Raw genomic sequence first — 24,019 nt, forward strand, 5'->3', positions numbered from 1 at the left:
GTCGCTCTTACTCCCATATGTGTCCCATTACCATCTACACCAGTAGCAGTTAAATTATTATTTGAAAGACTTGTAGCAGAACCTTTATCATTAGGATTCCATGTAACTGTATCCATTTATTTTATCATCTCCAAATTAACGAAAATTTCTTAATAATTAATTTTTACGTCTCCACTAAACTTTAAAAATATTTGTAAGTTAGTATTACTAGCATAAACAACATCATATTCGCTGTCTTTCACTTCTAACCAGCGCCCTTTGCCATCATATTGTAAATCAAGATTATCTATATTTTCTACATCTGAAATATCATCCATGGAAAGTAAATATGCAAACCTTATTTTCTTGTTTGTATTAAGCAAATTCCAATAGGTAGAATTTATAGCATTAAATGTGGCCACACTCATGCCCTTCTGCTTTACGTCTTCCACAGTTAAACTTATATTTTCCCAGTGATCAGTATCAAAAGTTTTCCATGTTTGTCCACCATCTACACTACATACTACTTTTACATTAGTTCCAGTGGCAGTAATTTTAAAATAATCTACATTATCTACGTAACTAAGGTCTTTATCTCCACTGGCAACTAAAAACCTATCTTTCGGTATTACTGTTAAATCTAAATATTTATCTAATCCATCCTCATCTTCTTGCATATCTTCAATGTTCTTAAAAATACTCTTATCTATTTCACAAGAATATTCTCCATTATCTGTTCCTATGTCCCCAACATATTGCATCTGATAATTATGTTCTGTTTTAAGATGTGCTGTATTGTCAAAAACAATCATATCATCAGACTGAAAATCACTTGATTCAGAATTACTAAATAAATTTAGAGTTTTTATAACATCCTGTTCAGCACTAGGTTCCCATTTTAAGACATTCACTCTTGGAACTTTGAAATCTACAGTATTTATAGGAATATCCACTTCATATGGAGAGTCTGCACTCCCTACTACACCCATTTTGCTTATTTGTTTTAAGCTTAGCCCTGCTACGTCCCCTATGTTTCCAATATCGATAGTAGTAAATTTTTGTTGATCTTCAGAATAAACTACAATTTGTTTATCTTTTTTATTTGCAACATTTACATCACTTAATTCTTCAAATTTAGTTATTCTATGCTGAATTATTTCATCCAGTATCTTCTGGCTGCTCCATCCTGTAGCTTGTGATGTCTGGCTATCATCCAAAACAACATCCTTATTTAAAGTCACGCTGAAAAATTCACTCATGTATCTCACCTACTCACTTATAACAAGTTGAAAATCTCTTACTGAGAAATTATGATTATCTACATTTTTAGTTATTTTTACAAATATGTCTTTGCTCTGACCTTGTGGCAAGTCCAAAGTTATAGTATCCGAATAAATTTCACCATCCAGACTCAGCTGAATTAAGTCGTTACTTGCAGTTTCTATTCCAATATTCAATCCTGTATAATCCACAGTATCTAAATTTTTAATAGTTATACTTTCATTCAAATCTTTCAATATGCCAGGACTTGTATTTGTAACAACTAAGCCATTATAGATTATTTCAAGTTCGTATTTGCTAAATATATATACATCACCATATTTTAAATCCAATAAGCCAGATCTATACAGTTCATTATTGTTAGTATCTTTAAAAACAAAATATCCTTGAATATTAGAATCTAAAAATATCTTACATTCTAAATTACCATCAAAAGTTCTAGTTTTAAGTAAATTATTATTTGTATCATACAGTTCACAAACAGTATTTTCAGGAAAGTTTTGCAGTATTACATAAGGGTTAGCATATACTCTATAGTTATTCAGAATAAAATCTTCATTGCTGTATTTCTCAAAACCTTGATGAAGTATTTCATCAGCAAAATTCATTCCACCTATATTGGTATAATTGATTCCATCATCTGATGTATAGGCTTGTATATAATTGTCCTGCTTTAGTATTTTCCAGAACCTATGCTGCTCATCTTGTTTTTTATCTTTAATACCAAAGGCATATTTTTCATTATCAAAATATATTGTAGAGTAATCATCTTCTCCCATGGGATTAAAGTTTCCTTTTTCTACTTCCAATACAAATTCGGGAAAATTGAAATCTCTTTCAATCTTATTATTTGAAATAAGTTTAACTTTTTCTGAAGCAATATCTCTAGTTACATTAGCACTTCCAGCAAAATCACTGAAAGAGGAGGTTAAGAAAAAATTCTCAACCTCCAGTAATCCATCTTTAACTTTTATAAGTTTCATGTAACCAGCTCCTATACATTAGGCTGCATCATGTAATCATATGGTACAAATTCAACTACCTGTACATTAGTAGTTCCCGTACCTTGGGCTATTAATAACTTCGCCTGATCAAGTGCATCTTGATAACAGTTAGTTGAATAGGTTTTTATAGGAACCCCTTTATCATCTGTTATTCCTCCATAATTTAGTTGCGCTAAATTCTTACTTTGTAATACTCCCCATTCCTTTTGACGTGGAGTTTTAAAATCTACTGTACTAGGAATTGCTGCCATTACCACCATCTCCTAAAATATTTTTCTTTTCTATATTTTGAGTTTCTAGATAATAATATCTTTTACCCTTTGCCTTGTTTAAAGCTTTCATTAAATCACTATTCTGAGCCATTCTATTAAAGTTTCTTTCTATATCCATAGCCTTTGAATTTCTCCAAAGTGGAACTAAATTGAAATGGTGTCGTTTTAAGTAATCTATCAAATTTGCTATAAGTAGGCCTACGGCTTGTAATCCATTATCCAAATTTAAAAAATATACTTTCTCTGCTTCCCATCTAATCCACCTGTAAGCCCTGTAATAATCTGCATTAGGCTTTAAAATATCTAAAGTATACCAATCATATAAAAGTTCCATTATAAACTGCATTGACTCCTTCCCGCTACAACACAACCACCCTTGTACATTGTCATGCCATGTCATAATCAAGATATTTACTAAATCCAGCATTATTTCAATGCTTACAGCATAAGCAGGAATATTCCAATCTATACCCCAGGTATTTCCCCATCCTATGGGATGATTTGTAAATCTAAGGTACTCATAATAAGAATTATTTAAAAGTTCCTCATTGTAGCTAAAATCCATATTAGGAATAATTAAATTGTCTCGTGGATCCGTTGAGTTTAGCCACCACCATCTTTTTGTAATCTCTATAAATTTGTTATTATTGACCTCTTTATACAAATCTCTATTAAAACTACCTAAGCTACGGCTTTCATTCTCAAATATATTAAGTACAGTAGCACCAGATAATGATTTTCCTGTTTGTCTGTAAATATTTATAAGGCCTATGCCCTTTAAATACTTATCCTGCATTTTATTTATCTTAGTAATTATTTCTCTGTTCAATAAAGTACTATAATCAAAATAAATATTCTTTTCTGTATATCTTATAAAAAGTTTACTGATATCCTTAAATATGTGATTAACCACTAATCTATCCAAGCCATAATTATCTACAATAACTGAAAGGTTTCTTCTATTATCTTTCCGTAATAATTTAGTTTTTAAATTTCTAAAAATCTTTTTTATGGTGACTCTATCCAGATTTATTAATCTGTAGGACATAAATATATTTCTCAATACTTCTCTTTTTAAACTAAATACAGCATCTCTATAGTCCATATGTTTTAATGCAATTCTATCCACAAATCTTTGATTATACTTACTTATATTTTTTATATCATACCTTTCATAAGATTTATTCTCATATAAAAAGGTCTGGATAAAATAGACTCTGTCAAAATATTTTTCTGATGATTTACCTATAAATCTAATTTTATAAGACAAAGTAAATATTATAGATTTATTCTTATCCATTGGCTTTTCACTTAATTTATGCATATAAGTATCATTTATAATTAAATTGAATAGTAAATTTTCCCTGTTGAAATGTACAAGAGAATCATTTCTGCTTATTTGTTTATCTTTAGATTCCTGCAAATTTTTATTTCTTTCCAATTCAAATTCGGTGAAGCCAGCATCTTCAAGACTTTTACTACATTCCACATTTATGATAATGTCATTTGTATTCCCCAATTCAATACTTCTGTCGATATTTAAAATTATATTTCTGAATTCTTCTAAAGATATTCCTGGGTTTATGTTTATGCCTCTATTTTCTGCTTTTAAACATTTAAAAATAGATTTACTGACATCATAATTGTTTCTACGTAAAAGCTTACTGCTATTTTTAACTATACTTTTATTCCAAACACTACGTAAAAGTTTATTTTCTTTACTCTTCTCAATCTCTTTTATGGTACTTTCACGAAGTAATTTTAGTCTTTCAGCTTTAAATATTTTTCCTGTGGTATCATATTCAAATGTAGCTCCAGAATAAACATCCCCTGCATATCTAAAATTACACAAGGGAACTATATGCAAGGGCATTTGACCACTTCCTATTCGGCAGCCTTATAACATCTAATGGCAACGCAATAATTTACATTTGAGCTATTATTCAAAAAATTAAATGGGGCTGTTATTTTAAATTTTTTATAGTTTTCCTCATCATCAGTATCCTTTGCATATACCAGTTTGTCCATATCATATATGCTGGATGCATCTCCAGCCAGAACATTTATCATTTTCCCTCTTTCCATATCAACTGGATGAACAAGAGTGATATCCGAAAATTGATGTTTTTTATGATTCCATCTTGAACCTTCAACATTACATTTATCCATAAATACATTTGTAGAATAAAAAGCCGGATAATGTGGCTGATATGGCATTCCTATCTTGTTTGCGATCATGCATACATCTGTTACTCCCGTGGCAGTTCTTTCACCATATGGGTTACTGTAATTTGGATCAATATCACTGGATGTAGTTATTCCAAAGTTATACACATCATCCGTGTAAGCCGAATCCTCTACAGGCTTTAATGCTCCAATATAAGCATAACTTGTCAGATAATTATTATAAGGTGCAACATCTGCGCTTGGATCTCCTCTAAGCACAAGATTTATACTGTCCTTGGTAACATTTAACCAATATTGTACTGGTAAAAAATCTTTTATTTCAGGTTGTAGACTTCTATACCAGGCCAGCCTATAATTATAGTTTTGTTGCACATCATCCGCTATATTTATGTCGTCACCTGCTTGATTGAGTTCTGTTGCTATCTGTAACCTTATATTATTCAATGCCTGTGCACCTATTACAGCACTTACATAGTCGCCGTAACCGCTACCTGATATGTCTGGATTTTCACCTGCCATTATTTCAAGAACTTGTGCATCTGCTCTATGCCCTGTACCTCCTCCTGCAATAAGATACATGTGTAAGCTTTTAAAATTTACTATAGCTTGTTTTTCTTCCACAGATAAATCTTTTGACACTCTATCAATCTTTACATAAAAAGTCTTTCCATAACTTGTGGTTGCTTTTATTATGCATGTATCACTTTGTTTATTTATTGTATATTCTGTCTGAACCTTATCTGTAGTACTTCCATCTGTTATTAAGTTTACAGTTTCAGGTTCTAAACTAGCACCAATATTATCTATACTGGATGGTACTACCAAATCCCATTTATAAATACCTGCATTCTGGGTTATCTCTGTAACAAGAGCTTTAACTAAGTTCTTTACACTGGTATTGCCCTCTACATAATAAAAATCCTCTGTTACTGCCATATAATTACCTCCTTATTCTCTAAATAAATCCTTTCTAACAAACATGTCTGTTATTTTTTTGGTTTTTAAATCTATACTACATACTCCATAGCCAAGAGAACTGCTATTCTCAACTGCAATATTATATTCTTTGAGGAGAACCACATTATAAGACCTCTTTTCATATATTTTCAGATTTATAGGGTTCTTTATGGGGCCACCATTGAAATCATGAATATATACTTCCAAAGTTTTATCATAGTGACCCTTAACCGATATTATTTCAGGATTACTATTAGTCATATGCTCTACATAGTCCCAATTGAGGTAAAATCCATTATAGGATTTGTTGTCAAAGAACACGTGCATATTTCCCATAAACCCATGGAGATCCATGTCTGTATCATTATTGTCTTCCCACTGCATACGGACTGCTATATCCCAATCATTTGGTATATCTCCAATGTCAGGATTTTCAGGTGCTGCAGGATCTATTGTAATTTCCTTTCCTTCTAAGTATTCTAAATCAATTACAGCCTGCCTGCTGTTTCCACTTAAATTGTGTAAAATAAAAGAAATAGGTATATTTGCATTTACTTTACAATAAGTATTAAAGTATTTATGTTCTCCTATTTCCTTTGTAGTCGCATTGTCTATTATTCTATTTTTATCTATTTCAATACTGTACCTATCTTCCTTTTTCCAACCTGTCTGGTTTAAATGTAGGCCAGTTAAAAAAACATCCTTATCAAAGACAAAATCTTTCTTATAATCACTTATAATTGCAGGTATATCCAGCAAAGCTGCCTGAACCTTTTGAGTACCATCATATTTATACATTATGAATTGTTCTATTCTATTTTTAAGCCCTTTGTACTTTTCATCTGGTAGCAAGTCCTCTATTTCACTTAATAGAGATTCTATATCTCCAGTATTCAATTGGGGGTATTTATCTTTCATTGCATTATCTACAATTTGCAGCAGATTCTTTTTCAATTCATCTTCTAATTCATCAAAATTTATAATATACTTTGGTAAACTCACTACTATGAATCCTCCAATATATTAAAATCCACCCACAATATTTTAGAAGAACCACTGACATTATTAAATACAAAGTATATTTTTTGGCCTGCAGTTACCGGATAAAAAACATTAAAGAACTTATTTTCTCCATATTCCTTAGTTCGGACACCAGTAAATAACACTGTATCTTCAACCCTTAAATCCCATGTATCTTGGAAATTCCACGCTGATTGAGAGGCTGTTATTCCAGTAATTCTTCCTGCTTTAGGTACTGTAAATTCTATGGTATAGGGACCTTCGGGTGCTGATATCTGAAGCATTTGTCCATATATTTTCTGTATACCACTTATACCTAGATTACCAGAAAGACCATCCAATTTAACTCCGAGAGCATTTAATGCTTCTATTAAATCTGTATAATTCACACCTTGTATTTTATCTCTTATCTGAGTAAGCAAGTCTTCCATATTATCTGTAGGTACTGTTATACTTCCAATATCAACATTTACTCCATTTTGCAGATAATCTTTTATAGCATCTGCCAGCTCATCAAAATTTATTACGTATGAAGGTAAACTCAATTAAACCACTTCCTAAATATAATCTATATTATCAACTAGATTATCCGAGTCTTTATTAATTTGTACTGTTTTAATACTACCATCAGGATAAGTTGTTTTTATTCTATAAACTTTCCCACTGCTATCCCTAATAAGTTCCTCACTCCACTGGTCTGTATCAGTTCCATACACACATTTAATAACTTTCTTTGTAGAAGGATCTCTCATTAGCTTAACCGGATATTCTACAAGTTCTCCCTTATACGGCTGCTCACCTGTATCTATAGATACCTTATTTCTAAGATTCCTTTTTCTTAGCTCCTGATTCAGTACATAAAGTACAGGCTCTCTAAAGTTCTTAAATCCATTATTAGACATAATTAACTTGCCTCCTTCATAACACCAGAAGCAATCAATTTTGGTATCTCGTAAATTGTAGTTTTATCTCTCATGCCTTCTAATTGTAAAGTATCTGTGTAGCCATCTCCTGTTACTTCTGTATCTATACCAACTACTAAATAATATCCCGGATTTGTATTATCTCTTAACAATTTTACTACCTGGCCTAAATCAATATTTTTATTACCTAAGGTTGGCAATACTGTAAGCGGGGTGCTCTTTCTCCAATACTCTAAATACTTCCATCCTGCCACAGCTTTTCTCTTTTCTTGGGTATTTGCCAAAGAATTGTCTATTATTTCATACCATCTTTCACCATTTAAATAAGAAGTCATACTTGGATCTTCAAATTTATCAAAGGCAATATAATCTTCATTTTTAATTTTTACGCTACAAGTTATTTTAAGAATGTTTTTCATTAGTGTTGCATCTCTGCCAGCATTGTCAGAGGAGTTATTCGTAGAATCTTTGTATACCCAGTCAAAGTGGTTAGCATCTCCACCGCTTTCTATATACGGAGGATATTGATCTTCCAAAACAATTGTACCTGCTTTATTGCATCTAATAATTGCATGCATTGTTTCTAAAAAACTTTGTATAACATCTCCATACACAGTACCTTCTGTTATTTTTAAGCTAGAAATACTATAATTAGTTCCACCCTCTTGATAAAAATTTAATCCCGCCCTATTCACTAAGTCTGCAATTACGTTCACCGCGGTAGTAACACCATAATTTATATCTTCATCCGTAGCATTTAAAAGTCTATAAAACATATCATGGCAATTTAGCGTTATTGTTTTATTTTCTTCGTTATACTCATATTTTTTTATGACTCCTGAAAGCTGAATTACATTATCAAAATAGATTTCAATATGAGCATAATTATCTATAATTCCAGAGTTACCTCCTTGAAATGCAGCTAATGGCAATTTTTCATATTCCATAATTACAGTTGCTTCCGTAACTTGTGTATCCCTTGCTCTATTTATCTTTACATCTATTAGACTATTTATAATCGTAATCTTATCTGCATCTTCAGTTCCATAGCTTACATAACCCATCTTTTTATATATAGTTATGCTATAACCCATTATCATCACTCACCCAACCTGAAATATCATGATTGCATAAAAGTTGTATAGCTATATAATATATATCTCCTTCAATTGGAGTATCTGGGTCAAACTTTTCCTGGATATATCCTTTGTAAGTCACCCCGAACTCGTTTATTAGTGTAAATCTTTCAGTACACCTACTTAGAAAGGTTAAATATTTTTGTGCATTAGCCTGAGTCTCTGCATCCGTATCTCCCTTAATTTGAAAAGATAAAGTACATTCAACTATACAATCGCTCTTAATATTCTCCTGAAACTGAGTATATCCAGATATCGTTCTGATTCCCTTTCTGAAATAAGCTGGCCGTGGTGGTTTATAATTTGTTATTACCGATCCTGTATCTATACCATCTGAATATAAAAATTGTACATTGAATCCATTAAGCCTTGATATATCCAATCATAAGCCACCTCCTAGTCCCTTATAACATCATTCATGAAGAAATCCACTAAACCATTTTTCAGCGAACTCTTAGCCATAGATCTTACTTCATCTGTAAGTTTTGCAGTACCTTTTTCTCCTGTATCGGCCACGGTTACATAAAGATTTATTTTTGGATCGAAATTAAGAAATTTACCTGCGCCAAGGTTGCTTAATTTTCCGTCCTGGCTACCTCCGTAAGTACTATTTGCTACAGCGTTATCAAGCCCTGAAAGGTTTAGCTTTGTATTGCCTAAATTTTTAATACCATTTGCCAACCTGGAGAATCTATTTCTAATAGCATCTTGCATTTTATCTAATCCATTTATATATCCTTGCCCTGTATTAACACCAAATCCATCAAAAATAGCTGACGGTGAATGTATCTCAAGTGCCTCTTTAAAAGTATTTTTTATAGAACTTGCTATGGATGACACTTTATCTTTTATCTTACCAGCCATGCTACTAATACCATCAAATAAGCCTCCAAAGATAAATTTACCTATAGCCTTCATATCCGCCCCCAGATCGTGAAAAATCATTACCCATCCTTTAGCTGATTTAGAAAGAAAGTCTTTAAATTCATCAAAATACATTTCCCAGCCTTTAATAGCCTTAGAGAAAAAATCACCAACGGATTTAAATATACTTTTTATAGCTTCTCCAAAAGCAGATGCATATTTTTTAAAAGCATCCCAATGTTTGATTACTGCATATACTATTAATCCAAGTCCAGCTATTACTCCAACTGTAATTAAAACAGGTGGATTTATAAGGGCTGGCAAGGCTGTAAAAATGCTTGTAGCACTCCTTAAACCGCTGAATACTTTTGATACTGCTGAAACTGCAGACCCAATTTTACTCATAGCTCCAACTACTGTAGCAGTTGATGTGATTATTTTACTAAAAATAATCATTGTAGGTCCAAATGCCGCAGCCATAATTCCTAAATAGACAATGGCCGTTTGGATAGGTCTGGGTAAATTAGAAAAACCATTGGCCAAAGCAGATATAAAATTTGCAGCTTTTTTTATTCCAGGTGCCAGAACATCTCCAATTCTTATTCCCATGGTTTCTATAGAACCTTTCATACTTTCAATAGCACCTTTGAGGTTATTCTGCATTGTGTCGGCCATTTCTTTTCCTGCACCGTCACAATTCTTAAGTCCCTTTTCAAGATTCCTAAATTTATCCGGTCCCTGATCCACCAAAGCAAGCATTCCTGACATAGCTTCCTGCCCAAATAAAGTTTCCATTACACTTGCTTTTTGTTGTTGAGTCAATCCAGATGTTTTATCTTTTAATTGCTGTATTACATCTCCTAAGGGAAGCATTTTACCATGTGCATCAAAAAAATTCATTCCTAATTCCTTCATTGTTGATGCTGCCGCTTTAGTTGGACTTGCTAAATTTGTTAGTGCTGATCTTAAAGTTGTTCCTGCCTGTGAGCCTTTAATTCCTGCATTACTTAATAGTCCTATGGCTGCAGTTGTATCTTCAAAACTAATTCCCAATGAATGAGCAACTGGAGCAATGTATTTCATTGCCTCCCCAGTATCAGTTATTCCTGCATTTGTATCTGCTGCTGTTTTTGCCAACACATCCGCAACGTGAGTAGCTTGACCAGCTTCCATCCCAAAACCTCTAAGTGAACTTCCTGCTATATCAGATGCAGTAGCTATGTCCACATCCCCTGCTGCCGCTAAACTTAACATTCCAGGCATGGCTTCCAATATTTCATTTGTTTTAAATCCTGCACTTGCTAAATTCTCCTGACCCTCAGCTGCTTCAGTAGCACTAAATGCTGTATCAGCTCCAAGTTTAATAGACTGTTCTCTTAATTTGTTCAGGTCATCACCTGTAGCCCCGCTTATGGCTTGCACCTTTGACATTTGAGCTCCGAAATCCATAGATGTTTTAACCGCCGCAGTTCCAACTCCAACTAAAGGAAGCGTTACAGCTGCTGTTGCTGTTTTACCAACGGTGTTCATTGCTCCACCCAAACTCTGTATTCTAGTCTCTGCAGAATTATTAGAATTCATGAACTGCTTCATCTGCTCTCCTGCACTACTTAAACCATTAGTAAATCTTGAAGTGTCTAATTCCATAAACGCAACTACAGAGCCTGCATTTATCGCCAATATACCACCCCCCTGTTTAGGGTATAAAAATAACACCCTAGATTAGAGTGTTTTATTATGTTTCATCATCCATTTAATCGTATCCTTGTTACTTTCATTACTACTTAAGTCAATATTTTCTTTATAATCCCACTTAGGAGTTCTAGGCTTTTCTTTAGAAAGTTCACTTAGTATATAATCACATGCTTCATCAAAACAAAATGCTGTGTAGTTATCTTCTATGCTTAAAATTTGGCTTGGTCTTGTCTTGTATGTCTTTGCCATCATTATCACTGAAAGAATCCTTTTTGATTTTACGAAAAGATTTTAATCCTTCCACCCCCAATTGACTATATGCCCAAAGTTCAAGCTTTTGCTCATCCGTAAGTTTCAAACCTGCTTCTTTTAATTGTTCTATGCTTGGCTCTATTAAAGTATTTTTGCATATTATATCAATAATATTCCCATACTCTTTTAAATCAACTTTTTGTATGTCTTCCTGATAGAACAGTTTTCTTGCCACCCCTAATAGTTGATTAGGTATTTCTCCTTCTTGGCATAATCCTAAAATAGAAAGTCTTTTTACCCTTACATGAATAGACTTCTCTCCAGCAAAAGGTCTTAATTCTATTACTTCTGTATATTGTTTTTTCAGCTCTTCCAAGCTTGTTACTCTTAATTCTTCCATTTAAAATCCTCCTATGCTGTAGTAAATTCAACCGTTACAGCAGTTGTATTCCCACTACTATCTGCTTTTCTAATTGATGCTGCAGTAGCTTCATAAGTAATTCCTGCAACTATACCAGTTGGTATAAAAGTAATAATTTTCTTAGTTGTATCCATGGTTACATTACCAGAAACAATTGAACCATCTGATTTTTTAGTAACTTTGAAATTAATAGCCGTAACATCTGCATCATTTACAGCATCAGCAAAAGTCCATGTTACCTTACAATCTGTCCCTATTGTAACTCCAGGAGTTCCTGTGGATTCATCCGGATTTGTAGGCACTGGTGGGCTAGGTACAGTAGGTATTGAGCCGTCACTTGTATCTCCATTAGGTAAAGTATCCACATATTCAATATATACTGGTTTTTCACCTTTTTTGGGTCTGCTGGTAGATTCAAATTCAGGAACATAAAACTTTCCATCTTCAAATTTGAATTCCACTGGTGTTCCCTTATTATGTCTAAAGCTAAATTTGGCATACTTAATAGTTGAAGAATCATAGTCTTTTTCCTCAGTGTATAAATTTAAAGTATATGGTACTTTATTTACTGCTTTTCCTACCTCGGCTCCTTCATATCCGCTGGATGTAGCAGTTCCTCCATCTACTAATGCCATAACTTCAGGTGAAAATGTATTATCTGTAAGTTTAATATTGTATCCTATGCATATATCATCTGTTCTATTTATAGCAATTATCCTGTTTTTAACTCTCAAAATATCTTCTTTACCTTTACTAAGATCCGGTTTGATATCAGCTTTTTCTGCTGTATCAAAAATAAAGGATTCGCCTGTAATTTCGTTTATAATTTCTCCCAATGCGATATTTGCAATGGGCATACTTTCTGTAGAAGTTGTAACATCTGACATTCTGTTTTACCTCCTTAATCTTTGAAATGTTTGATACTCAATTGTTTGCGTATATCCGCTCACTGTATCATCAATTACCACTGGTGTAATATTTCCTGTAGATCTTATATATTCTTTTAATTGACTCAAGAAGTTCTGGATCTGGCATGTATAAGGCTCCATGTCCGAATAATTTGTCAAAGGATAATAAATTATAATATCTAATGTCTGAGAGCCTATTTGATTACTGCCCTGAAAACCTGAAGTTCCTGTATTTTTTACTACAACATAAGGAGATGTGCATTTTCCCTCATGCTGTCCTGGGGAATACACATCTATTCCTCTGCTTTTTAATAATAAAAAAACACGTTCCCATACAGTACGTGGTATATATGTTCCATTTATATAATTTTGCAATAAATCTCCTAGAGATGCATATCTAAAACTAACTCCCATATAATCACCTTACTTTAAAAGATTAGCCATACCGCTCACAAATTCAGGAGTGAGTTTTCTAACTGTAGGTCTTAATATTGCATACTTTCCCTCATTAGCTAGTTCTAGTTGAGCAAATGAAGGCGATACTTCCATACCAACTTCATTATCTACACTTTTACCTTTAGCATGTGCCAATTCAAGGTATGGAGAATATTCCATATTGCCAGCCACAAAAGCACTACATTTGCTATTATCTTCCCATTTAAATCCACCTTTAATTGTCTGCCTTGCATTTCCCGTTCTGTTTTCCCATTTGGCATTACTCTTAGCATAGCTTTCCATCTTTTTACCAGAACTATCGCAATAAACTCCAACAGCTGCTTTCATTTTATTATTTACTTCTCCCATCATAGCAATCTTTTTTAATAAATCAGTTGCATCAAACTTAAATCCATTCATGTTCTCACTCCTTTCTCCTCAAATAAGTATCCCAGACAATGTCCTCAATGTTTCCCTTATCAATTATTTCATACATAACATCATCAAGAATAAAATAATCATGTTCTTTTATTTTTATAACCTCATCATCTACTATCAGTAAAAGTCTGTCCTGGTAATTTCTATTTAGATTCGCAGCTTCCGTACTATTGTTAACTATATTAATAGAAGTACTTCCTATATGGTAATACCCCCTAACAGCTGAAACATACTGATCTTCTTGCTTTTCTCCAAACACATTCTTACCCATTCTTAAAACTATTATATCTTTCATAAATGGAGTTACTTTCTTAATTAATTGATTTCTTATTCTCTGCTTTCTTGTTTCATCCCATCTCATTGGCCGTCAGCCCTTTGCATATTTGTAATATAATTCGGTGCTGGTTTAAATTGTTTTGCAAGTGTAAGCCAGTATTCTCTATTACTAGAAAGTTTTATATCGGATAAGGTAAGTGAATCATCTGCTACGGCCTTTTTCATACATCCTTCGTAACTTGCTTTTTGAATATCTCCATTATTTTTATCAAGAAGCAACTGCAAATCCTCATCATCAAAGTATGGATATCCTTTTTCCTGAAGATTAAATTTTAATATATCTAAATTACTAGCCACAACTCTCACCTACTTACCAGGTGGAGTTTGTGGTGGAACGGGATCTTGTGCAGCCGTTTGTGGAATATATTCTATATACCCTTTATCTTTAAACTCTTTCAAGTCAGATTCTCTTATCTGTAGTTTTTCTCCTGCCTTTTTAATTTGGTTGTCATATTTAATATTTACTTTTACAGTTACTTCAATCATAGTCTCCTTAGTTGATGCCATTTATATCAATCCTTTCCTTAAATAAATTAGGCATAGAGATTTTAATTTCTCTATGCTACTGTTGCTATAAATACCTCATCTGAATGTTCAAATGAAGGCATACAAATTTGAGATACTTTTGTCTGTATCTGCACTGGGTCTGTTTTCTTCACGGTTGTTACAGCTATTCCATTTCTAACTATTGAAACATTGGCAGATGCACCACTCATTAAATCAGCTTCTTCAGGAGTTGTACCATAATGTGTACTTCCAAGAGTTCCTTTAGGAATTAATGTTATCTTGTTATCTGGATAATATGGAAGTTGAGTAGTTCCATCTTCAGCAAAATACTTACCATTCTCAATGGCTACGCTTACCCCTAACTTATTTTGTAGATACGCAGTTATAATGGCATCTGTCATTATGGTTGTACCATCTTTGTTTATGTCAAGCTTTATAGCTTTATTCTGCTTTATTAAATTAAATGTAGCTTTAGTCATAACAAGTATGGATGGGGTTACTCCTTGATCTGTTTCTATGGTATTTACCCATCTTTCTATATCCCCTACAATATCAGCATTATCAAAATCATTCCATTTAGCAGTTCCAAGAAGTACTTGCTGGTGTCCTGTTGGTATTTCAAAATCCAAGGATATATCAGCATCATCTGTAGAAATATATATTTTACCATCTGATAGTAACTGCATCCTCATTCTCTCTGCTTGAATATCTGCACCATCAACTAAAGTAGATATATCTCCATAGATATTATTAAGAATAAGGTCTCTCATCTGTTGGTTGTTGGCCTGCATAGCTAAAAGTAAATTTTGTCTGTCTCTTTCCTTTATTACAACAGATTCCTTGAAAAACGGCATCTCTTTAGTCTTTTCATCAACACTAGCCCTTAATGCTCTAACTCTTACAGCTACATCAAAAGCACTTGGTTTTAAAGCTACAGCTTTATTCTTAGCACCCTTTATAAGAGTTATATCTATTCCCATTTGTTTTGATGCTGGAAATAAAGCCGCTCCTAATAAGTTCTGTGGTGGTAAATTTGTTATATATGTTGTTACATTTTCAGGATTTAAAACATCCATAAAATTAATAGGCATTGATTATCATCTTCCTTTCTATACTATTGATATAAGTTTCATTGCTGCAAGTGCTTCAGCTGTAGGCTGTGTAGGTATTTGTGTGCTGTCTATGATTCCATGTACAACCACAGGCACTGCTTCTGTTCCAGTGGAATTAGTAAAATTTACATCCTCATATACAAAACCATATGCAGTACCATCATTAACTATCTTACCTGTGTTATCTACAATACTTCCAGCAGGTAATATCTTTTTACCATTTGAATCAGATGTAATTAATGTGGCGCTAGCTTTAACAGGTAAACTAATAAAATGCTGCGCATCTCTAAGTATGTTTTTATTTTCTCCAAATATTGTTTTTGATGATTGAATACTCAATTTTTATCCCTCCTATTTTAATAAAAAATCGTCTATACCTTTGGCTGCTTTCTGCTGTTCTGTTCTTTGCTTTGCAAGTCTTTCGCCTATATTCATAACCTTATCTGTCGCTGAAGAACCGGGATTACCTATATTGCCAGTCCCACCTTTACTCTGATTTCCACTTTGATTTTCATTCCCAGCATCCCCATCAAACAAATAGCCATCAGATTCCTTCAAGCCTTCAAGTTGCTCCTTAAGCCCTATAATATCCTCACCATCAAGCTTTAAATTTTCTATATTCAAAAGAGCTTTTACAGTTTTAGGGTTTTTAACCTTGGCAGCTGCAAGAGCCTTATCAAGCTTGGTATCAAAGTTGATTTTTTCAATCTTCGCTTCATAATCCTTGGTTACGTTCTTGTTTTCCTCTTTCAATTTTTCAATTTCAGCCGTGAGTTCCTCATTTCCTTTAGCTTTTTCTTTTAAATCCTCTAACTGCTTATCCCTGTCCTTCAGCTGCTTTTTGTAATCTTTAATAGAATTATTGGCAGCATCCAGTTCAGATTTTTCAATATAACTCGTGCTATCCACCAAATCAACATCAGCATATTTCTTTTTAACATCCTCTGGTATCTGGGCAAAAGCAGCCTCTCCTAAAATTTCATTTAACTTCGGCATTACGCTGTTCCTCCTTATTTTTATTTATTAAGCCATTAATTTTAATTGTGGTTTCATCCTTCACTACATCAGGAACTCTTTCATCTTCCATGACTTCTTTTAAAATATTTATAAAACCATTGAAAGCATCAGTTCCCGTAATATCTACTTTTACAGATAGATCTTTTGGCATTGGTATACCTCCCTCCTAATTTAGAGCAAAATAAAAAGCCTTATTTCTAAGACTTATTAAGACCCGAATTCATACTAATGGGATTTAGCATAAAAGATTTCATTATATTTTCATGTATCTGTTCTAAGCTTGTGTGTATATCACCATACTCACCCATTTTAATAGTTATGGGAGTATAAGGTTTTGCTGCTGGTTCCATTAAAGAATTTGTTAAGGGAGAAGTGCAATTATTTAATAACTTCTTTGGAAGTTTCATAAATGCACAAGCTTCCCTTCTTTTATCGTTACAGTTTTTTACATTAGGACATTTCCTACATTTTTCTGACAATCTACTTATAGAACACATTGTATGTCTCCTTCCATACTTAGTTAAAACCCTGCTTTCCTATCCTCATAACATTTATTAACTGCAATAGCTTCAACTCTGTCCATATCAAAAATTACAGCACCATCTTCATCAGTAAATGAAATTATTTCCTTGCCATTTTCATGATTTTTAAACCTATCTTGAAGCATTTTTAGTATATTTTCTTTGGTGGTACCATTTATGCATTCACCACTTTTAAGCCATATTAGATAATCTTTCATCACCGGCTCCCTTCATACTTTTCGCTAAGTTCCTGCATTATCTCTTTATTTTGTTGGACTATTTCATCATACCTCTTTTGAAGCTGCTCTATTTCCTTGATGTTTTTTCTTACTCTCTTATCTGTATAAAATGAAGTATATTTCAGCTTACAGTATGGACAAATAAAATAGGTTCTCTGGACATTTTCATCTATCCATTTGGTCTTAAGCTTTTTTATCACAAAATTTTTATTACATTTATCACAGCGTATTTCTATATTTTTCATACTTTCACCTCTTAAGAGCTAAAATAATCACCATATTTCTCATACCAATCATCTAGATCTTTATCACTGCCACCTTTTACCCAAGTATTAAGCCTTGAACCTATATTCTCCAAGCTATCATCTAACAAGGGCTCCTGATAGCATAAACCATTCGGATGGTCCATTGGGCAATTTTTGAGTAAATACTCTTGTCCATCTCTTTTTTTACAAAGAGGGCATGTCCTGCTAGGTGCAAATACACTATGCCATTTTACTTTATTAACAAAAGGATTCCTTTCACAGCTTTTAAGCATTGATAGTGTATATGCATGGCTTATGGAGGTTCTTGCCAGTCTCTGTGCATTATAATCTATTGTTTTAGCTACATTAGGATAAACTTTTTTCCAGTCCCAATCTTTTTTAGCATCCGGATTTACATATGTCTGGAGGTCTTGAGCCAATTCATAAGCACTTTTCTTTTCTGCTATGCCTTTTTGAATTATCCTGTCAATGTCCCCATTTACCTTATTTTCATTAAACCATAACCTTTGAGAAAGCCCTTTACCATCCTTATAAAAGTTTCCTGAGACCATCTCTTTCAATACATCATTTGGAACATCAGAAAACATATCTTTAAAAGCCTTGCTCATTCCCAATCCATATTTCATATTAATCTGGTCAAAAAAGTCTAATTGTATTTCTGCAGCATTTTCAGCACTCTTTCTCATGTTTTCAGATACAACTGATTTAAGGACTATACTCATCTGCTCAATTTGTGCCTTTACAGCCTTTTTATAGTCTTTAGCCCATCTTTCTGTAAGGCTGCCTTTTTTAGCTTTATTAGCTTTTACCTGTAGACTTTTGGCAACATCTCTATATAAATCTCTTATCTGTTTATATTGCTCAATGTTTAATTTAGATTGTTTTTTCCTAGAATCATCAATTAACTTTTCGTATTCATTCATGGTATCACCCTATTTTACGTATAAAAAAATAGCACTTTGATGTGCTATACAATTAATTACTATTTAATTGCCCTGTATCCTGCTGCTTCTGCTTCTGTTGGTGTTTTAAAGTACTCATTATTACTTAGTTTTTGCATCTCTGTATTATAATAAGGATCTCCTGGCAGATGATATATCTTACTATCGGTATCCCCTATAATTGTTCCTTTCCCGTTTGCATCTACATATTGATTATTATTATCTGCGCTAACGGTGTTAGTTGCTGTAACATTCTCTATCGGAACAGCTGCAACTTCTTGAACAGGTACTTTTTTGACTTCCTGAATTGGGATGTCTTGAAATACAGACTGATTAATACTTCTAGGCTCAAGTGCTGTTATAGGACCATTTACAGATACTTGAGATGTTTTTACATTAGTATTTGTATTCTTTACCGGTATGTTATACTCTCCCAAAAACATTAGAAAAAATAATCCCAAATATAAAGCAGCATATAACCCATATCCTAATCCCGCCCGCCATTTTTCTTTAAAAAATATTGGTTTAACCATAGATATTATGAATAGTGCTAAAAATATAATTCCTGCAGCATAAAATACCCACTTAATCATAAGAATCTCTCCCTATTAAGATTATACTATTTATGCATATTGTACCATATTTTAAAGAATATTGTCAGTGTTTGGAACTATTTGTTCATTCTCAGCTGCTGTAATATTAGCTATATCTTTAATTATTTCATCCATTTCTCCATCTACATCCTCAGTATTTGAGAAGTCCTTGATGTAAGATTTATGACTTCTTACATTGGCTTGAACCTCATTCATAGCCAGCGTCTTTTTATCGTCAATATCCTCTGGGATGGGGAAATTATGATTAAACACAATATTAAATTCTAAATCATCCCATTCATGATTCCAATTCTTATAACAATTAAACTTACTGCAACACTTAATAATTAACCTAATCAAATCTTTAATTATCGGCTCCCAAGTATTCCATTTTTCGTTACACCTGGCTATTAAATCATTGTACAAATATTTCAATGCCTTAGCAGACGGAACATTTTTTAACTCTTCCTGCCTCGGCATATCTAGAGCTTCGTACATATCTTTTTCAGCTCTATCAAGAAACTTTTCAGCAGGATCGGCAGAAGTAAAAGAACTTTCAAGCCTTTTTGCATCTGCTGTATGTTCATCTATACTTTTCAAGGGTATTATTGCTCCTGGAGCCACCTTACAATCATTCACACTGTTTTCATCCGCATCTATAATTACTCTTTCACCAAACATATTAAACCTTAGAGCATCAGCATAATCAGAGACCTTCCTGTTATAACTATTCTGTGCATCTCTAAGAACCGTTACATCACTCTGCCCATGTATATCACCAAGCATTGCATCATTCAATACTACCCAGGCAGGAAGCTTATCAAGTTTTGTGTCTACTACTTGCGTAGATACTGGATTATCAAAATTACCATTGGCAAATGTCTCTATTTGGTGAATACAGGTATTGTTTTTTAAATTATAAGTGTGCCTGTACCATACTTGTTTATCCTTCTCCAAGTCTGCTGTGTCCGGTTCTTGAACAACCAGAATAATTTCTTGCAGCTTTTTATAATTATTTGATGTAGTTTTATAGGTAAAATCATTAATTGAATTATAAAAAATATTTATTGGTTGCTCAGGATTAGCTTCAATTCTTAAAAGTACTCTTTTCCTTATAGTACAATCTAAAAAAGCCTTTAGAGTATCACTCCAGAAGCTGTTATCTGTAAGTATTTTATCTATAAATTGCCTTAATTCTTCACATTTATCTTTATCTTTTATGTCATACGATTTGAATAAAATATCTGGAGGCGCACTAAACATAAACCTTGCTTGTTTGCGCAAAAGTGGGCCAACCTTATTTCGTATATCCTGTGCCGGTACATAATCAAGATCGTCACTAACTGTCCAAGATTGTCCAATGGTATCTGGATTGCTTATTGCCAGCTGTTCATCCTGGCATTTTCCCTTGTAATAGAAATAATCATTCTTGCATTGTCTTCTTTCCTTTAGTTGAATGGATGTTAATCCTAATAACTGTTGTTTAGTATTCATTAGAATACGGTACCTCCTTTCCTTGTATGATAGACGTTATTTTTAAGACCTCTGCCTTTGTTATAGACAGAATCAGCATATTTTTTCTCCTTGATATCAGCAACCTCATAACCATCAAGCCCATACCAGATAGCACTAAAAGTATGTGGATCTATGTTAAATTCATCCTCTATTATCTCTCCATTTTTATCTACTGCATATGTTAAATCTTTTAATTCAGCTATGGTATTAGTGCAATTGTCTGAACATATTACTTTCTTGAACCTCTTTATTTTCTTAGTATTCTGTAACCTGGATCCTTGAAACTTCTTAGCTCCTCTAATATTAAATCCTTGCTGCTTGTAATATTTAATTGTCTTAGGCTCCGCTGAATCTGCATTAATTAATTCATGGGTATTTTTGAATTCAGCTATTTCAATTGCAGTTTTATCATCTGTCATTTGATTTTTATAATATTCCCAGTAGATATAAAGTATTTTCTTATCATCATCAATGCACATTCTTACAATAGCGTTATATGATGTCTCAAATCCAAAGTCAAAACCAACTCTCTTGATTGGATTTTTTATATTCCCTATAGCTTGAAGTACTGCATAATGCGGAGCAACTTCAAACTGAGGGAGTACTCTTCTACCATTTATACCAAATCTGCCTTTTCTGGCTATTCTATATAAATCAGGGTCATAAGTTTTCAGTTCTTCAAGCTGCTCTATATAGCTTTTAGGCAAAAATAAATTATCATCTGCAAGTGAGTGATGATAATATGTGTTGTTTCTTATGACTATTCTCTTTTTATAAAGTTCTTGATCATCAAGTATGAATATTTTTTTCTTGTCATTTCTGAAAAAGTGCTTGTATGTCCAGTTATCCTTGCTTACAGGATTGGTTGACAGTATCATGTGCAATGATAGGCTTGGATGCCTTAAACGACCTAGAAGCTCCTTAAATCCTGCGTATTTTACCTCTGAACATTCTTCTATCCATACTATAGAAACATTGTTTATAGACTTAAGCTTTGAAGGCTTATCCATGCCTTTGAATATTATCTTAGATCCATTAGGAAATCTAACCTGCATTGGTGAAGCTGTGAACTTAATTCTATCATCAAGTCCCATATCTGTTACTATTTCCTCTAGAAGTGAATAGCAGCTATCTCTTATAGTGTCAAATACCTCTCTTACTACTAAGGCAGTTCTTTTTTCCTGTAATAATTTAAGGATTAACTTTAAAGCTACATGATAACTCTTTGATGATCCATAACCACCAACTAAAAAATAGAATTTATAATCCCAATTAAAAATGAAATCTTCAAAGCTAGGATTTACTTCTTTTTCTATAATCATTACTCATCACTTTTTCTCTTTATCATTATTTCTATAGGTTTATTACCATCATTATTTTTAACCTTGGCCACCTCGGCTCTCAGCTTCTCAATCCTCAATTTCTGTTCTTCCGTAGCCTTATTCCAGTTATTATGGAGCATTTCATCATATTGCTTTATAAGACTCCTTAACTCAGACATGGCCCTTGATTGTGCCTGTAGAAATGTGGCCTGCCTGTCCCATGCGAATTGGAACTCATACTCATATTCCTCCTCTGATTCATTAGTGGAAGTTTTCTCTGTACTTCTATCTTTTGTTTTAACTTTGGATTTTTTAAGTTCCTTAATCATTTCTGATTTTTCAGTAACATCCATAATCCTCTGGGACCTCGCTATGGCCGTGTACTGAATTATTATATTTTCCCACAGCATATCCAGCGGATCTTTAACCATAATATCCTCCACTATTTCTATTGTTTCAGGCGGAAAAATCTTAGAAAAAAAGCCATGTGTTTCAGCGTTTTTATTACCTTTCGGTACGCTGCTCACATGACCTTTTGAATTCTTATTCTTAGGTTGGGCACCTTTTTTTCGTTTGGAACGTTCCGTATTCTTTTGGAGCGTTCCATTCAATTTACTATCCCATTTATCTTTATTCTTCCACCCTCTTATAGTTCCAGGTGAAAGATTCAATATCTCTGCAATCTTTACTAAATCAATATTTCCGTCATTCTCTTTGTAAATCTCAAACGCTTTGTCCCGGTTCGGGCTTCTCTGCCTCGGCATGTCTACATTGTCACCACCTGCCTATTCGTTTTGTTTTGGAGATTACGAAGGGTTCTCAAGTGGATTTTTAAATACAGCCACTATTTGAATTCTATAATTCTCATCTAGTTTTCCATTAATAATAATTGAAGTCTTATTAATTTCATAATCAGTTATTTTATTATTATCAACCATAGTATAATCAAGACTGCCTATATTATTTAAGCCATCATTATGTTTTATAAATAATAATTCAGATGTCAGACTCATTATAAAATATTCATAATGAGTTTGAACAATAGGTTTATTATTATCATCAATTACATTAATTTCACCTCTACAAGCGTAATTTTTAAGTTTCTTTAATGCTGCATCTAGTTTTTTAAGTTTTCCAATACTATATTTACTTAGCATATTTATTTCTTCTTTTGAATAATTATTTTTTTTATCCATGATATCATCTCCTTTTTCATAACGCTTCTATAAAAAGAGTCAATATCCTTCAATTTTCGTTCGTCATTATTTGACTTAACTTTTAAATCCATACTTACAAATAGTATTTTTACACCTGCAGGTATGTACCTTCCTTAGCTTTCTATTGGGGCATTTCTCACAATGTTTTATAAACTCTTTCTTGCAATCCTTTCTATCTTCTGGTATCTTCCCACAACTCAAACAATCTTATGGGCATTCATGTATTGATGAATTACACTGCATACTTCTCACCTCGCCCTCTTAATAGCACCCTTGACTCTCCTGTAGCAGTCATGAGCCATCAATTTTTCTATATCATAAAAGGAGAGGTGTTCGCCCCTCCTGGATTCATTCTTATTTAATTTTTTCTTCTTAGGCTTTTCTTTTTCCATAACTCTCATCTCTTTTCTCCACGCAAAATAAGCACCCTGCCATTTAGGATGCCTACTCTGCAATATAATTTCAAGGGGATAACAATTTAATTAAGAATCTATTGGCGGTTGCACTTAAGTTTATCGTGCCCTGCAACCACAGGCACTAATGTAATTAATACTATTATTATTTAAGAAGTGTCAGTAATTATTATTTTATATTTTAATCCTTAAAGTTTTCTTAAAAATTTTTATAAATTTAACCCATGCCAAAAGACACCCAACATTAT

At 33.1% G+C, this 24,019-nt stretch carries 33 protein-coding genes; all 33 read right to left on the bottom strand.

All coding sequences use genetic code 11. The features are described from left to right. Positions 1 to 149: 149 nt before the first annotated feature. The gene (locus AB8U03_RS00005) at positions 150 to 1,238 is read right to left on the bottom strand and encodes a signal peptidase II (RefSeq protein WP_369702491.1); all 1,089 of its coding nucleotides are present in this window, start codon (positions 1,236 to 1,238) and stop codon (positions 150 to 152) included. Positions 1,239 to 1,247: 9 nt separating this feature from the next. Further along, on the bottom strand, positions 1,248 to 2,243 hold the full coding sequence (locus AB8U03_RS00010; protein WP_369702492.1) for a hypothetical protein: 996 nt from the start codon (positions 2,241 to 2,243) through the stop codon (positions 1,248 to 1,250). Between the two features lie 11 nt (positions 2,244 to 2,254). Then, entirely contained in the window at positions 2,255 to 2,515 is a 261-nt protein-coding gene (locus tag AB8U03_RS00015; protein ID WP_369702493.1) for a hypothetical protein, read from the bottom strand. Next, on the bottom strand, positions 2,499 to 4,409 hold the full coding sequence (locus tag AB8U03_RS00020) for a hypothetical protein (protein WP_369702494.1): 1,911 nt from the start codon (positions 4,407 to 4,409) through the stop codon (positions 2,499 to 2,501). Before AB8U03_RS00020 ends, AB8U03_RS00015 begins: the two co-directional genes overlap by 17 nt. An 11-nt stretch (positions 4,410 to 4,420) precedes the next feature. Then, positions 4,421 to 5,659, bottom strand: coding sequence for a hypothetical protein (locus AB8U03_RS00025; RefSeq protein WP_369702495.1), 1,239 nt, complete (start codon positions 5,657 to 5,659; stop codon positions 4,421 to 4,423). Positions 5,660 to 5,671: 12 nt separating this feature from the next. Further along, positions 5,672 to 6,682 carry a hypothetical protein gene (locus AB8U03_RS00030; RefSeq protein ID WP_369702496.1) on the bottom strand — a complete coding sequence of 337 codons (1,011 nt, stop codon included), beginning with the start codon at positions 6,680 to 6,682 and terminating at the stop codon, positions 5,672 to 5,674. 2 nt (positions 6,683 to 6,684) lie between these two features. Continuing rightward, complete coding sequence (locus AB8U03_RS00035) at positions 6,685 to 7,245, bottom strand: hypothetical protein (protein WP_369702497.1); 561 nt, start codon at positions 7,243 to 7,245, stop codon at positions 6,685 to 6,687. 12 nt (positions 7,246 to 7,257) lie between these two features. Next, entirely contained in the window at positions 7,258 to 7,602 is a 345-nt protein-coding gene (locus AB8U03_RS00040) for a hypothetical protein (RefSeq protein WP_369702498.1), read from the bottom strand. A gap of 2 nt (positions 7,603 to 7,604) precedes the next feature. Further along, the gene (locus tag AB8U03_RS00045; protein ID WP_369702499.1) at positions 7,605 to 8,717 is read right to left on the bottom strand and encodes a hypothetical protein; all 1,113 of its coding nucleotides are present in this window, start codon (positions 8,715 to 8,717) and stop codon (positions 7,605 to 7,607) included. Continuing rightward, positions 8,707 to 9,141 (bottom strand): hypothetical protein, encoded by a 435-nt coding sequence (locus AB8U03_RS00050; RefSeq protein WP_369702500.1) that lies wholly within the window; start codon positions 9,139 to 9,141, stop codon positions 8,707 to 8,709. The genes AB8U03_RS00045 and AB8U03_RS00050 overlap by 11 nt, the downstream gene beginning before the upstream one ends. A gap of 14 nt (positions 9,142 to 9,155) precedes the next feature. Then, complete coding sequence (locus AB8U03_RS00055; RefSeq protein ID WP_369702501.1) at positions 9,156 to 11,303, bottom strand: phage tail tape measure protein; 2,148 nt, start codon at positions 11,301 to 11,303, stop codon at positions 9,156 to 9,158. A 42-nt stretch (positions 11,304 to 11,345) separates the two neighbouring features. Then, on the bottom strand, positions 11,346 to 11,567 hold the full coding sequence (locus AB8U03_RS00060; RefSeq protein ID WP_369703029.1) for a hypothetical protein: 222 nt from the start codon (positions 11,565 to 11,567) through the stop codon (positions 11,346 to 11,348). Further along, on the bottom strand, positions 11,515 to 11,970 hold the full coding sequence (locus tag AB8U03_RS00065; protein WP_369702502.1) for a hypothetical protein: 456 nt from the start codon (positions 11,968 to 11,970) through the stop codon (positions 11,515 to 11,517). The genes AB8U03_RS00060 and AB8U03_RS00065 overlap by 53 nt, the downstream gene beginning before the upstream one ends. An 11-nt stretch (positions 11,971 to 11,981) precedes the next feature. Further along, the gene (locus tag AB8U03_RS00070; protein WP_369702503.1) at positions 11,982 to 12,878 is read right to left on the bottom strand and encodes a hypothetical protein; all 897 of its coding nucleotides are present in this window, start codon (positions 12,876 to 12,878) and stop codon (positions 11,982 to 11,984) included. A gap of 6 nt (positions 12,879 to 12,884) precedes the next feature. Then, the gene (locus tag AB8U03_RS00075; protein ID WP_369702504.1) at positions 12,885 to 13,313 is read right to left on the bottom strand and encodes a hypothetical protein; all 429 of its coding nucleotides are present in this window, start codon (positions 13,311 to 13,313) and stop codon (positions 12,885 to 12,887) included. Positions 13,314 to 13,322: 9 nt separating this feature from the next. Continuing rightward, the gene (locus AB8U03_RS00080) at positions 13,323 to 13,754 is read right to left on the bottom strand and encodes a hypothetical protein (protein WP_369702505.1); all 432 of its coding nucleotides are present in this window, start codon (positions 13,752 to 13,754) and stop codon (positions 13,323 to 13,325) included. Positions 13,755 to 13,758: 4 nt separating this feature from the next. Beyond that, positions 13,759 to 14,133, bottom strand: a complete 375-nt coding sequence (locus tag AB8U03_RS00085) for a hypothetical protein (RefSeq protein WP_369702506.1) — start codon at positions 14,131 to 14,133, stop codon at positions 13,759 to 13,761. Next, on the bottom strand, positions 14,130 to 14,405 hold the full coding sequence (locus AB8U03_RS00090) for a hypothetical protein (protein WP_369702507.1): 276 nt from the start codon (positions 14,403 to 14,405) through the stop codon (positions 14,130 to 14,132). Before AB8U03_RS00090 ends, AB8U03_RS00085 begins: the two co-directional genes overlap by 4 nt. A 9-nt stretch (positions 14,406 to 14,414) precedes the next feature. Beyond that, the gene (locus AB8U03_RS00095; RefSeq protein WP_369702508.1) at positions 14,415 to 14,615 is read right to left on the bottom strand and encodes a DUF7210 family protein; all 201 of its coding nucleotides are present in this window, start codon (positions 14,613 to 14,615) and stop codon (positions 14,415 to 14,417) included. A 50-nt stretch (positions 14,616 to 14,665) separates the two neighbouring features. Then, on the bottom strand, positions 14,666 to 15,691 hold the full coding sequence (locus tag AB8U03_RS00100; RefSeq protein WP_369702509.1) for a major capsid protein: 1,026 nt from the start codon (positions 15,689 to 15,691) through the stop codon (positions 14,666 to 14,668). Between the two features lie 33 nt (positions 15,692 to 15,724). Continuing rightward, positions 15,725 to 16,066, bottom strand: coding sequence for a hypothetical protein (locus AB8U03_RS00105; RefSeq protein WP_369702510.1), 342 nt, complete (start codon positions 16,064 to 16,066; stop codon positions 15,725 to 15,727). A 12-nt stretch (positions 16,067 to 16,078) separates the two neighbouring features. After that, positions 16,079 to 16,723, bottom strand: coding sequence for a phage scaffolding protein (locus AB8U03_RS00110; RefSeq protein ID WP_369702511.1), 645 nt, complete (start codon positions 16,721 to 16,723; stop codon positions 16,079 to 16,081). Then, positions 16,707 to 16,895 (bottom strand): hypothetical protein, encoded by a 189-nt coding sequence (locus AB8U03_RS00115; RefSeq protein ID WP_369702512.1) that lies wholly within the window; start codon positions 16,893 to 16,895, stop codon positions 16,707 to 16,709. The genes AB8U03_RS00110 and AB8U03_RS00115 overlap by 17 nt, the downstream gene beginning before the upstream one ends. Positions 16,896 to 16,941: 46 nt before the next feature. Next, positions 16,942 to 17,241 carry a hypothetical protein gene (locus AB8U03_RS00120; RefSeq protein ID WP_369702513.1) on the bottom strand — a complete coding sequence of 100 codons (300 nt, stop codon included), beginning with the start codon at positions 17,239 to 17,241 and terminating at the stop codon, positions 16,942 to 16,944. A 23-nt stretch (positions 17,242 to 17,264) separates the two neighbouring features. After that, on the bottom strand, positions 17,265 to 17,483 hold the full coding sequence (locus AB8U03_RS00125) for a hypothetical protein (protein WP_369702514.1): 219 nt from the start codon (positions 17,481 to 17,483) through the stop codon (positions 17,265 to 17,267). Next, positions 17,483 to 17,749 carry a hypothetical protein gene (locus AB8U03_RS00130; RefSeq protein ID WP_369702515.1) on the bottom strand — a complete coding sequence of 89 codons (267 nt, stop codon included), beginning with the start codon at positions 17,747 to 17,749 and terminating at the stop codon, positions 17,483 to 17,485. The genes AB8U03_RS00125 and AB8U03_RS00130 overlap by 1 nt, the downstream gene beginning before the upstream one ends. Positions 17,750 to 17,760: 11 nt before the next feature. Then, complete coding sequence (locus AB8U03_RS00135; protein WP_369702516.1) at positions 17,761 to 18,693, bottom strand: structural protein; 933 nt, start codon at positions 18,691 to 18,693, stop codon at positions 17,761 to 17,763. A 59-nt stretch (positions 18,694 to 18,752) separates the two neighbouring features. Further along, complete coding sequence (locus AB8U03_RS00140; RefSeq protein WP_369702517.1) at positions 18,753 to 19,304, bottom strand: sunset domain-containing protein; 552 nt, start codon at positions 19,302 to 19,304, stop codon at positions 18,753 to 18,755. A gap of 51 nt (positions 19,305 to 19,355) precedes the next feature. Next, the gene (locus AB8U03_RS00145; protein WP_369702518.1) at positions 19,356 to 20,798 is read right to left on the bottom strand and encodes a phage portal protein; all 1,443 of its coding nucleotides are present in this window, start codon (positions 20,796 to 20,798) and stop codon (positions 19,356 to 19,358) included. Further along, positions 20,798 to 22,141, bottom strand: coding sequence for a PBSX family phage terminase large subunit (locus AB8U03_RS00150; protein WP_369702519.1), 1,344 nt, complete (start codon positions 22,139 to 22,141; stop codon positions 20,798 to 20,800). Before AB8U03_RS00150 ends, AB8U03_RS00145 begins: the two co-directional genes overlap by 1 nt. Continuing rightward, the gene (gene terS / locus AB8U03_RS00155; protein ID WP_369702520.1) at positions 22,141 to 22,905 is read right to left on the bottom strand and encodes a phage terminase small subunit; all 765 of its coding nucleotides are present in this window, start codon (positions 22,903 to 22,905) and stop codon (positions 22,141 to 22,143) included. Before terS ends, AB8U03_RS00150 begins: the two co-directional genes overlap by 1 nt. Positions 22,906 to 22,947: 42 nt before the next feature. Next, a complete protein-coding gene (locus tag AB8U03_RS00160) occupies positions 22,948 to 23,337 on the bottom strand; it encodes a hypothetical protein (RefSeq protein WP_369702521.1) in 390 nt (129 codons plus the stop codon). Between the two features lie 269 nt (positions 23,338 to 23,606). After that, positions 23,607 to 23,750: a hypothetical protein gene (locus AB8U03_RS00165; protein ID WP_369702522.1), complete on the bottom strand. Its 144-nt coding sequence runs from the start codon at positions 23,748 to 23,750 to the stop codon at positions 23,607 to 23,609. Between the last annotated feature and the right edge of the window lie 269 nt (positions 23,751 to 24,019).

Origin of the sequence: Clostridium moutaii (genome assembly GCF_041205085.1) — a bacterium.
Lineage (GTDB): Bacteria > Bacillota > Clostridia > Clostridiales > Clostridiaceae > Clostridium_B > Clostridium_B moutaii.

Bases quoted from the DNA above. Each gene is read 5' to 3' on its own strand.
- AB8U03_RS00125 (WP_369702514.1), bottom strand. From the start codon at position 17,483: ATGAAAGATTATCTAATATGGCTTAAAAGTGGTGAATGCATAAATGGT.
- AB8U03_RS00120 (WP_369702513.1), bottom strand. From the start codon at position 17,241: ATGTGTTCTATAAGTAGATTGTCAGAAAAATGTAGGAAATGTCCTAAT.
- AB8U03_RS00045 (WP_369702499.1), bottom strand. From the start codon at position 8,717: ATGGGTTATAGCATAACTATATATAAAAAGATGGGTTATGTAAGCTAT.
- AB8U03_RS00145 (WP_369702518.1), bottom strand. From the start codon at position 20,798: ATGAATACTAAACAACAGTTATTAGGATTAACATCCATTCAACTAAAG.
- AB8U03_RS00100 (WP_369702509.1), bottom strand. From the start codon at position 15,691: ATGGATGTTTTAAATCCTGAAAATGTAACAACATATATAACAAATTTA.
- AB8U03_RS00135 (WP_369702516.1), bottom strand. From the start codon at position 18,693: ATGAATGAATACGAAAAGTTAATTGATGATTCTAGGAAAAAACAATCT.
- AB8U03_RS00080 (WP_369702505.1), bottom strand. From the start codon at position 13,754: ATGAATGGATTTAAGTTTGATGCAACTGATTTATTAAAAAAGATTGCT.
- AB8U03_RS00130 (WP_369702515.1), bottom strand. From the start codon at position 17,749: ATGAAAAATATAGAAATACGCTGTGATAAATGTAATAAAAATTTTGTG.
- AB8U03_RS00060 (WP_369703029.1), bottom strand. From the start codon at position 11,567: ATGGCAAAGACATACAAGACAAGACCAAGCCAAATTTTAAGCATAGAA.
- terS (WP_369702520.1), bottom strand. From the start codon at position 22,905: ATGCCGAGGCAGAGAAGCCCGAACCGGGACAAAGCGTTTGAGATTTAC.
- AB8U03_RS00040 (WP_369702498.1), bottom strand. From the start codon at position 7,602: ATGTCTAATAATGGATTTAAGAACTTTAGAGAGCCTGTACTTTATGTA.
- AB8U03_RS00160 (WP_369702521.1), bottom strand. From the start codon at position 23,337: ATGGATAAAAAAAATAATTATTCAAAAGAAGAAATAAATATGCTAAGT.
- AB8U03_RS00020 (WP_369702494.1), bottom strand. From the start codon at position 4,409: ATGCCCTTGCATATAGTTCCCTTGTGTAATTTTAGATATGCAGGGGAT.
- AB8U03_RS00005 (WP_369702491.1), bottom strand. From the start codon at position 1,238: ATGAGTGAATTTTTCAGCGTGACTTTAAATAAGGATGTTGTTTTGGAT.
- AB8U03_RS00085 (WP_369702506.1), bottom strand. From the start codon at position 14,133: ATGAGATGGGATGAAACAAGAAAGCAGAGAATAAGAAATCAATTAATT.
- AB8U03_RS00010 (WP_369702492.1), bottom strand. From the start codon at position 2,243: ATGAAACTTATAAAAGTTAAAGATGGATTACTGGAGGTTGAGAATTTT.
- AB8U03_RS00015 (WP_369702493.1), bottom strand. From the start codon at position 2,515: ATGGCAGCAATTCCTAGTACAGTAGATTTTAAAACTCCACGTCAAAAG.
- AB8U03_RS00115 (WP_369702512.1), bottom strand. From the start codon at position 16,895: ATGCCAAAAGATCTATCTGTAAAAGTAGATATTACGGGAACTGATGCT.
- AB8U03_RS00075 (WP_369702504.1), bottom strand. From the start codon at position 13,313: ATGGGAGTTAGTTTTAGATATGCATCTCTAGGAGATTTATTGCAAAAT.
- AB8U03_RS00165 (WP_369702522.1), bottom strand. From the start codon at position 23,750: ATGGAAAAAGAAAAGCCTAAGAAGAAAAAATTAAATAAGAATGAATCC.
- AB8U03_RS00140 (WP_369702517.1), bottom strand. From the start codon at position 19,304: ATGATTAAGTGGGTATTTTATGCTGCAGGAATTATATTTTTAGCACTA.
- AB8U03_RS00110 (WP_369702511.1), bottom strand. From the start codon at position 16,723: ATGCCGAAGTTAAATGAAATTTTAGGAGAGGCTGCTTTTGCCCAGATA.
- AB8U03_RS00095 (WP_369702508.1), bottom strand. From the start codon at position 14,615: ATGGCATCAACTAAGGAGACTATGATTGAAGTAACTGTAAAAGTAAAT.
- AB8U03_RS00070 (WP_369702503.1), bottom strand. From the start codon at position 12,878: ATGTCAGATGTTACAACTTCTACAGAAAGTATGCCCATTGCAAATATC.
- AB8U03_RS00065 (WP_369702502.1), bottom strand. From the start codon at position 11,970: ATGGAAGAATTAAGAGTAACAAGCTTGGAAGAGCTGAAAAAACAATAT.
- AB8U03_RS00025 (WP_369702495.1), bottom strand. From the start codon at position 5,659: ATGGCAGTAACAGAGGATTTTTATTATGTAGAGGGCAATACCAGTGTA.
- AB8U03_RS00150 (WP_369702519.1), bottom strand. From the start codon at position 22,141: ATGATTATAGAAAAAGAAGTAAATCCTAGCTTTGAAGATTTCATTTTT.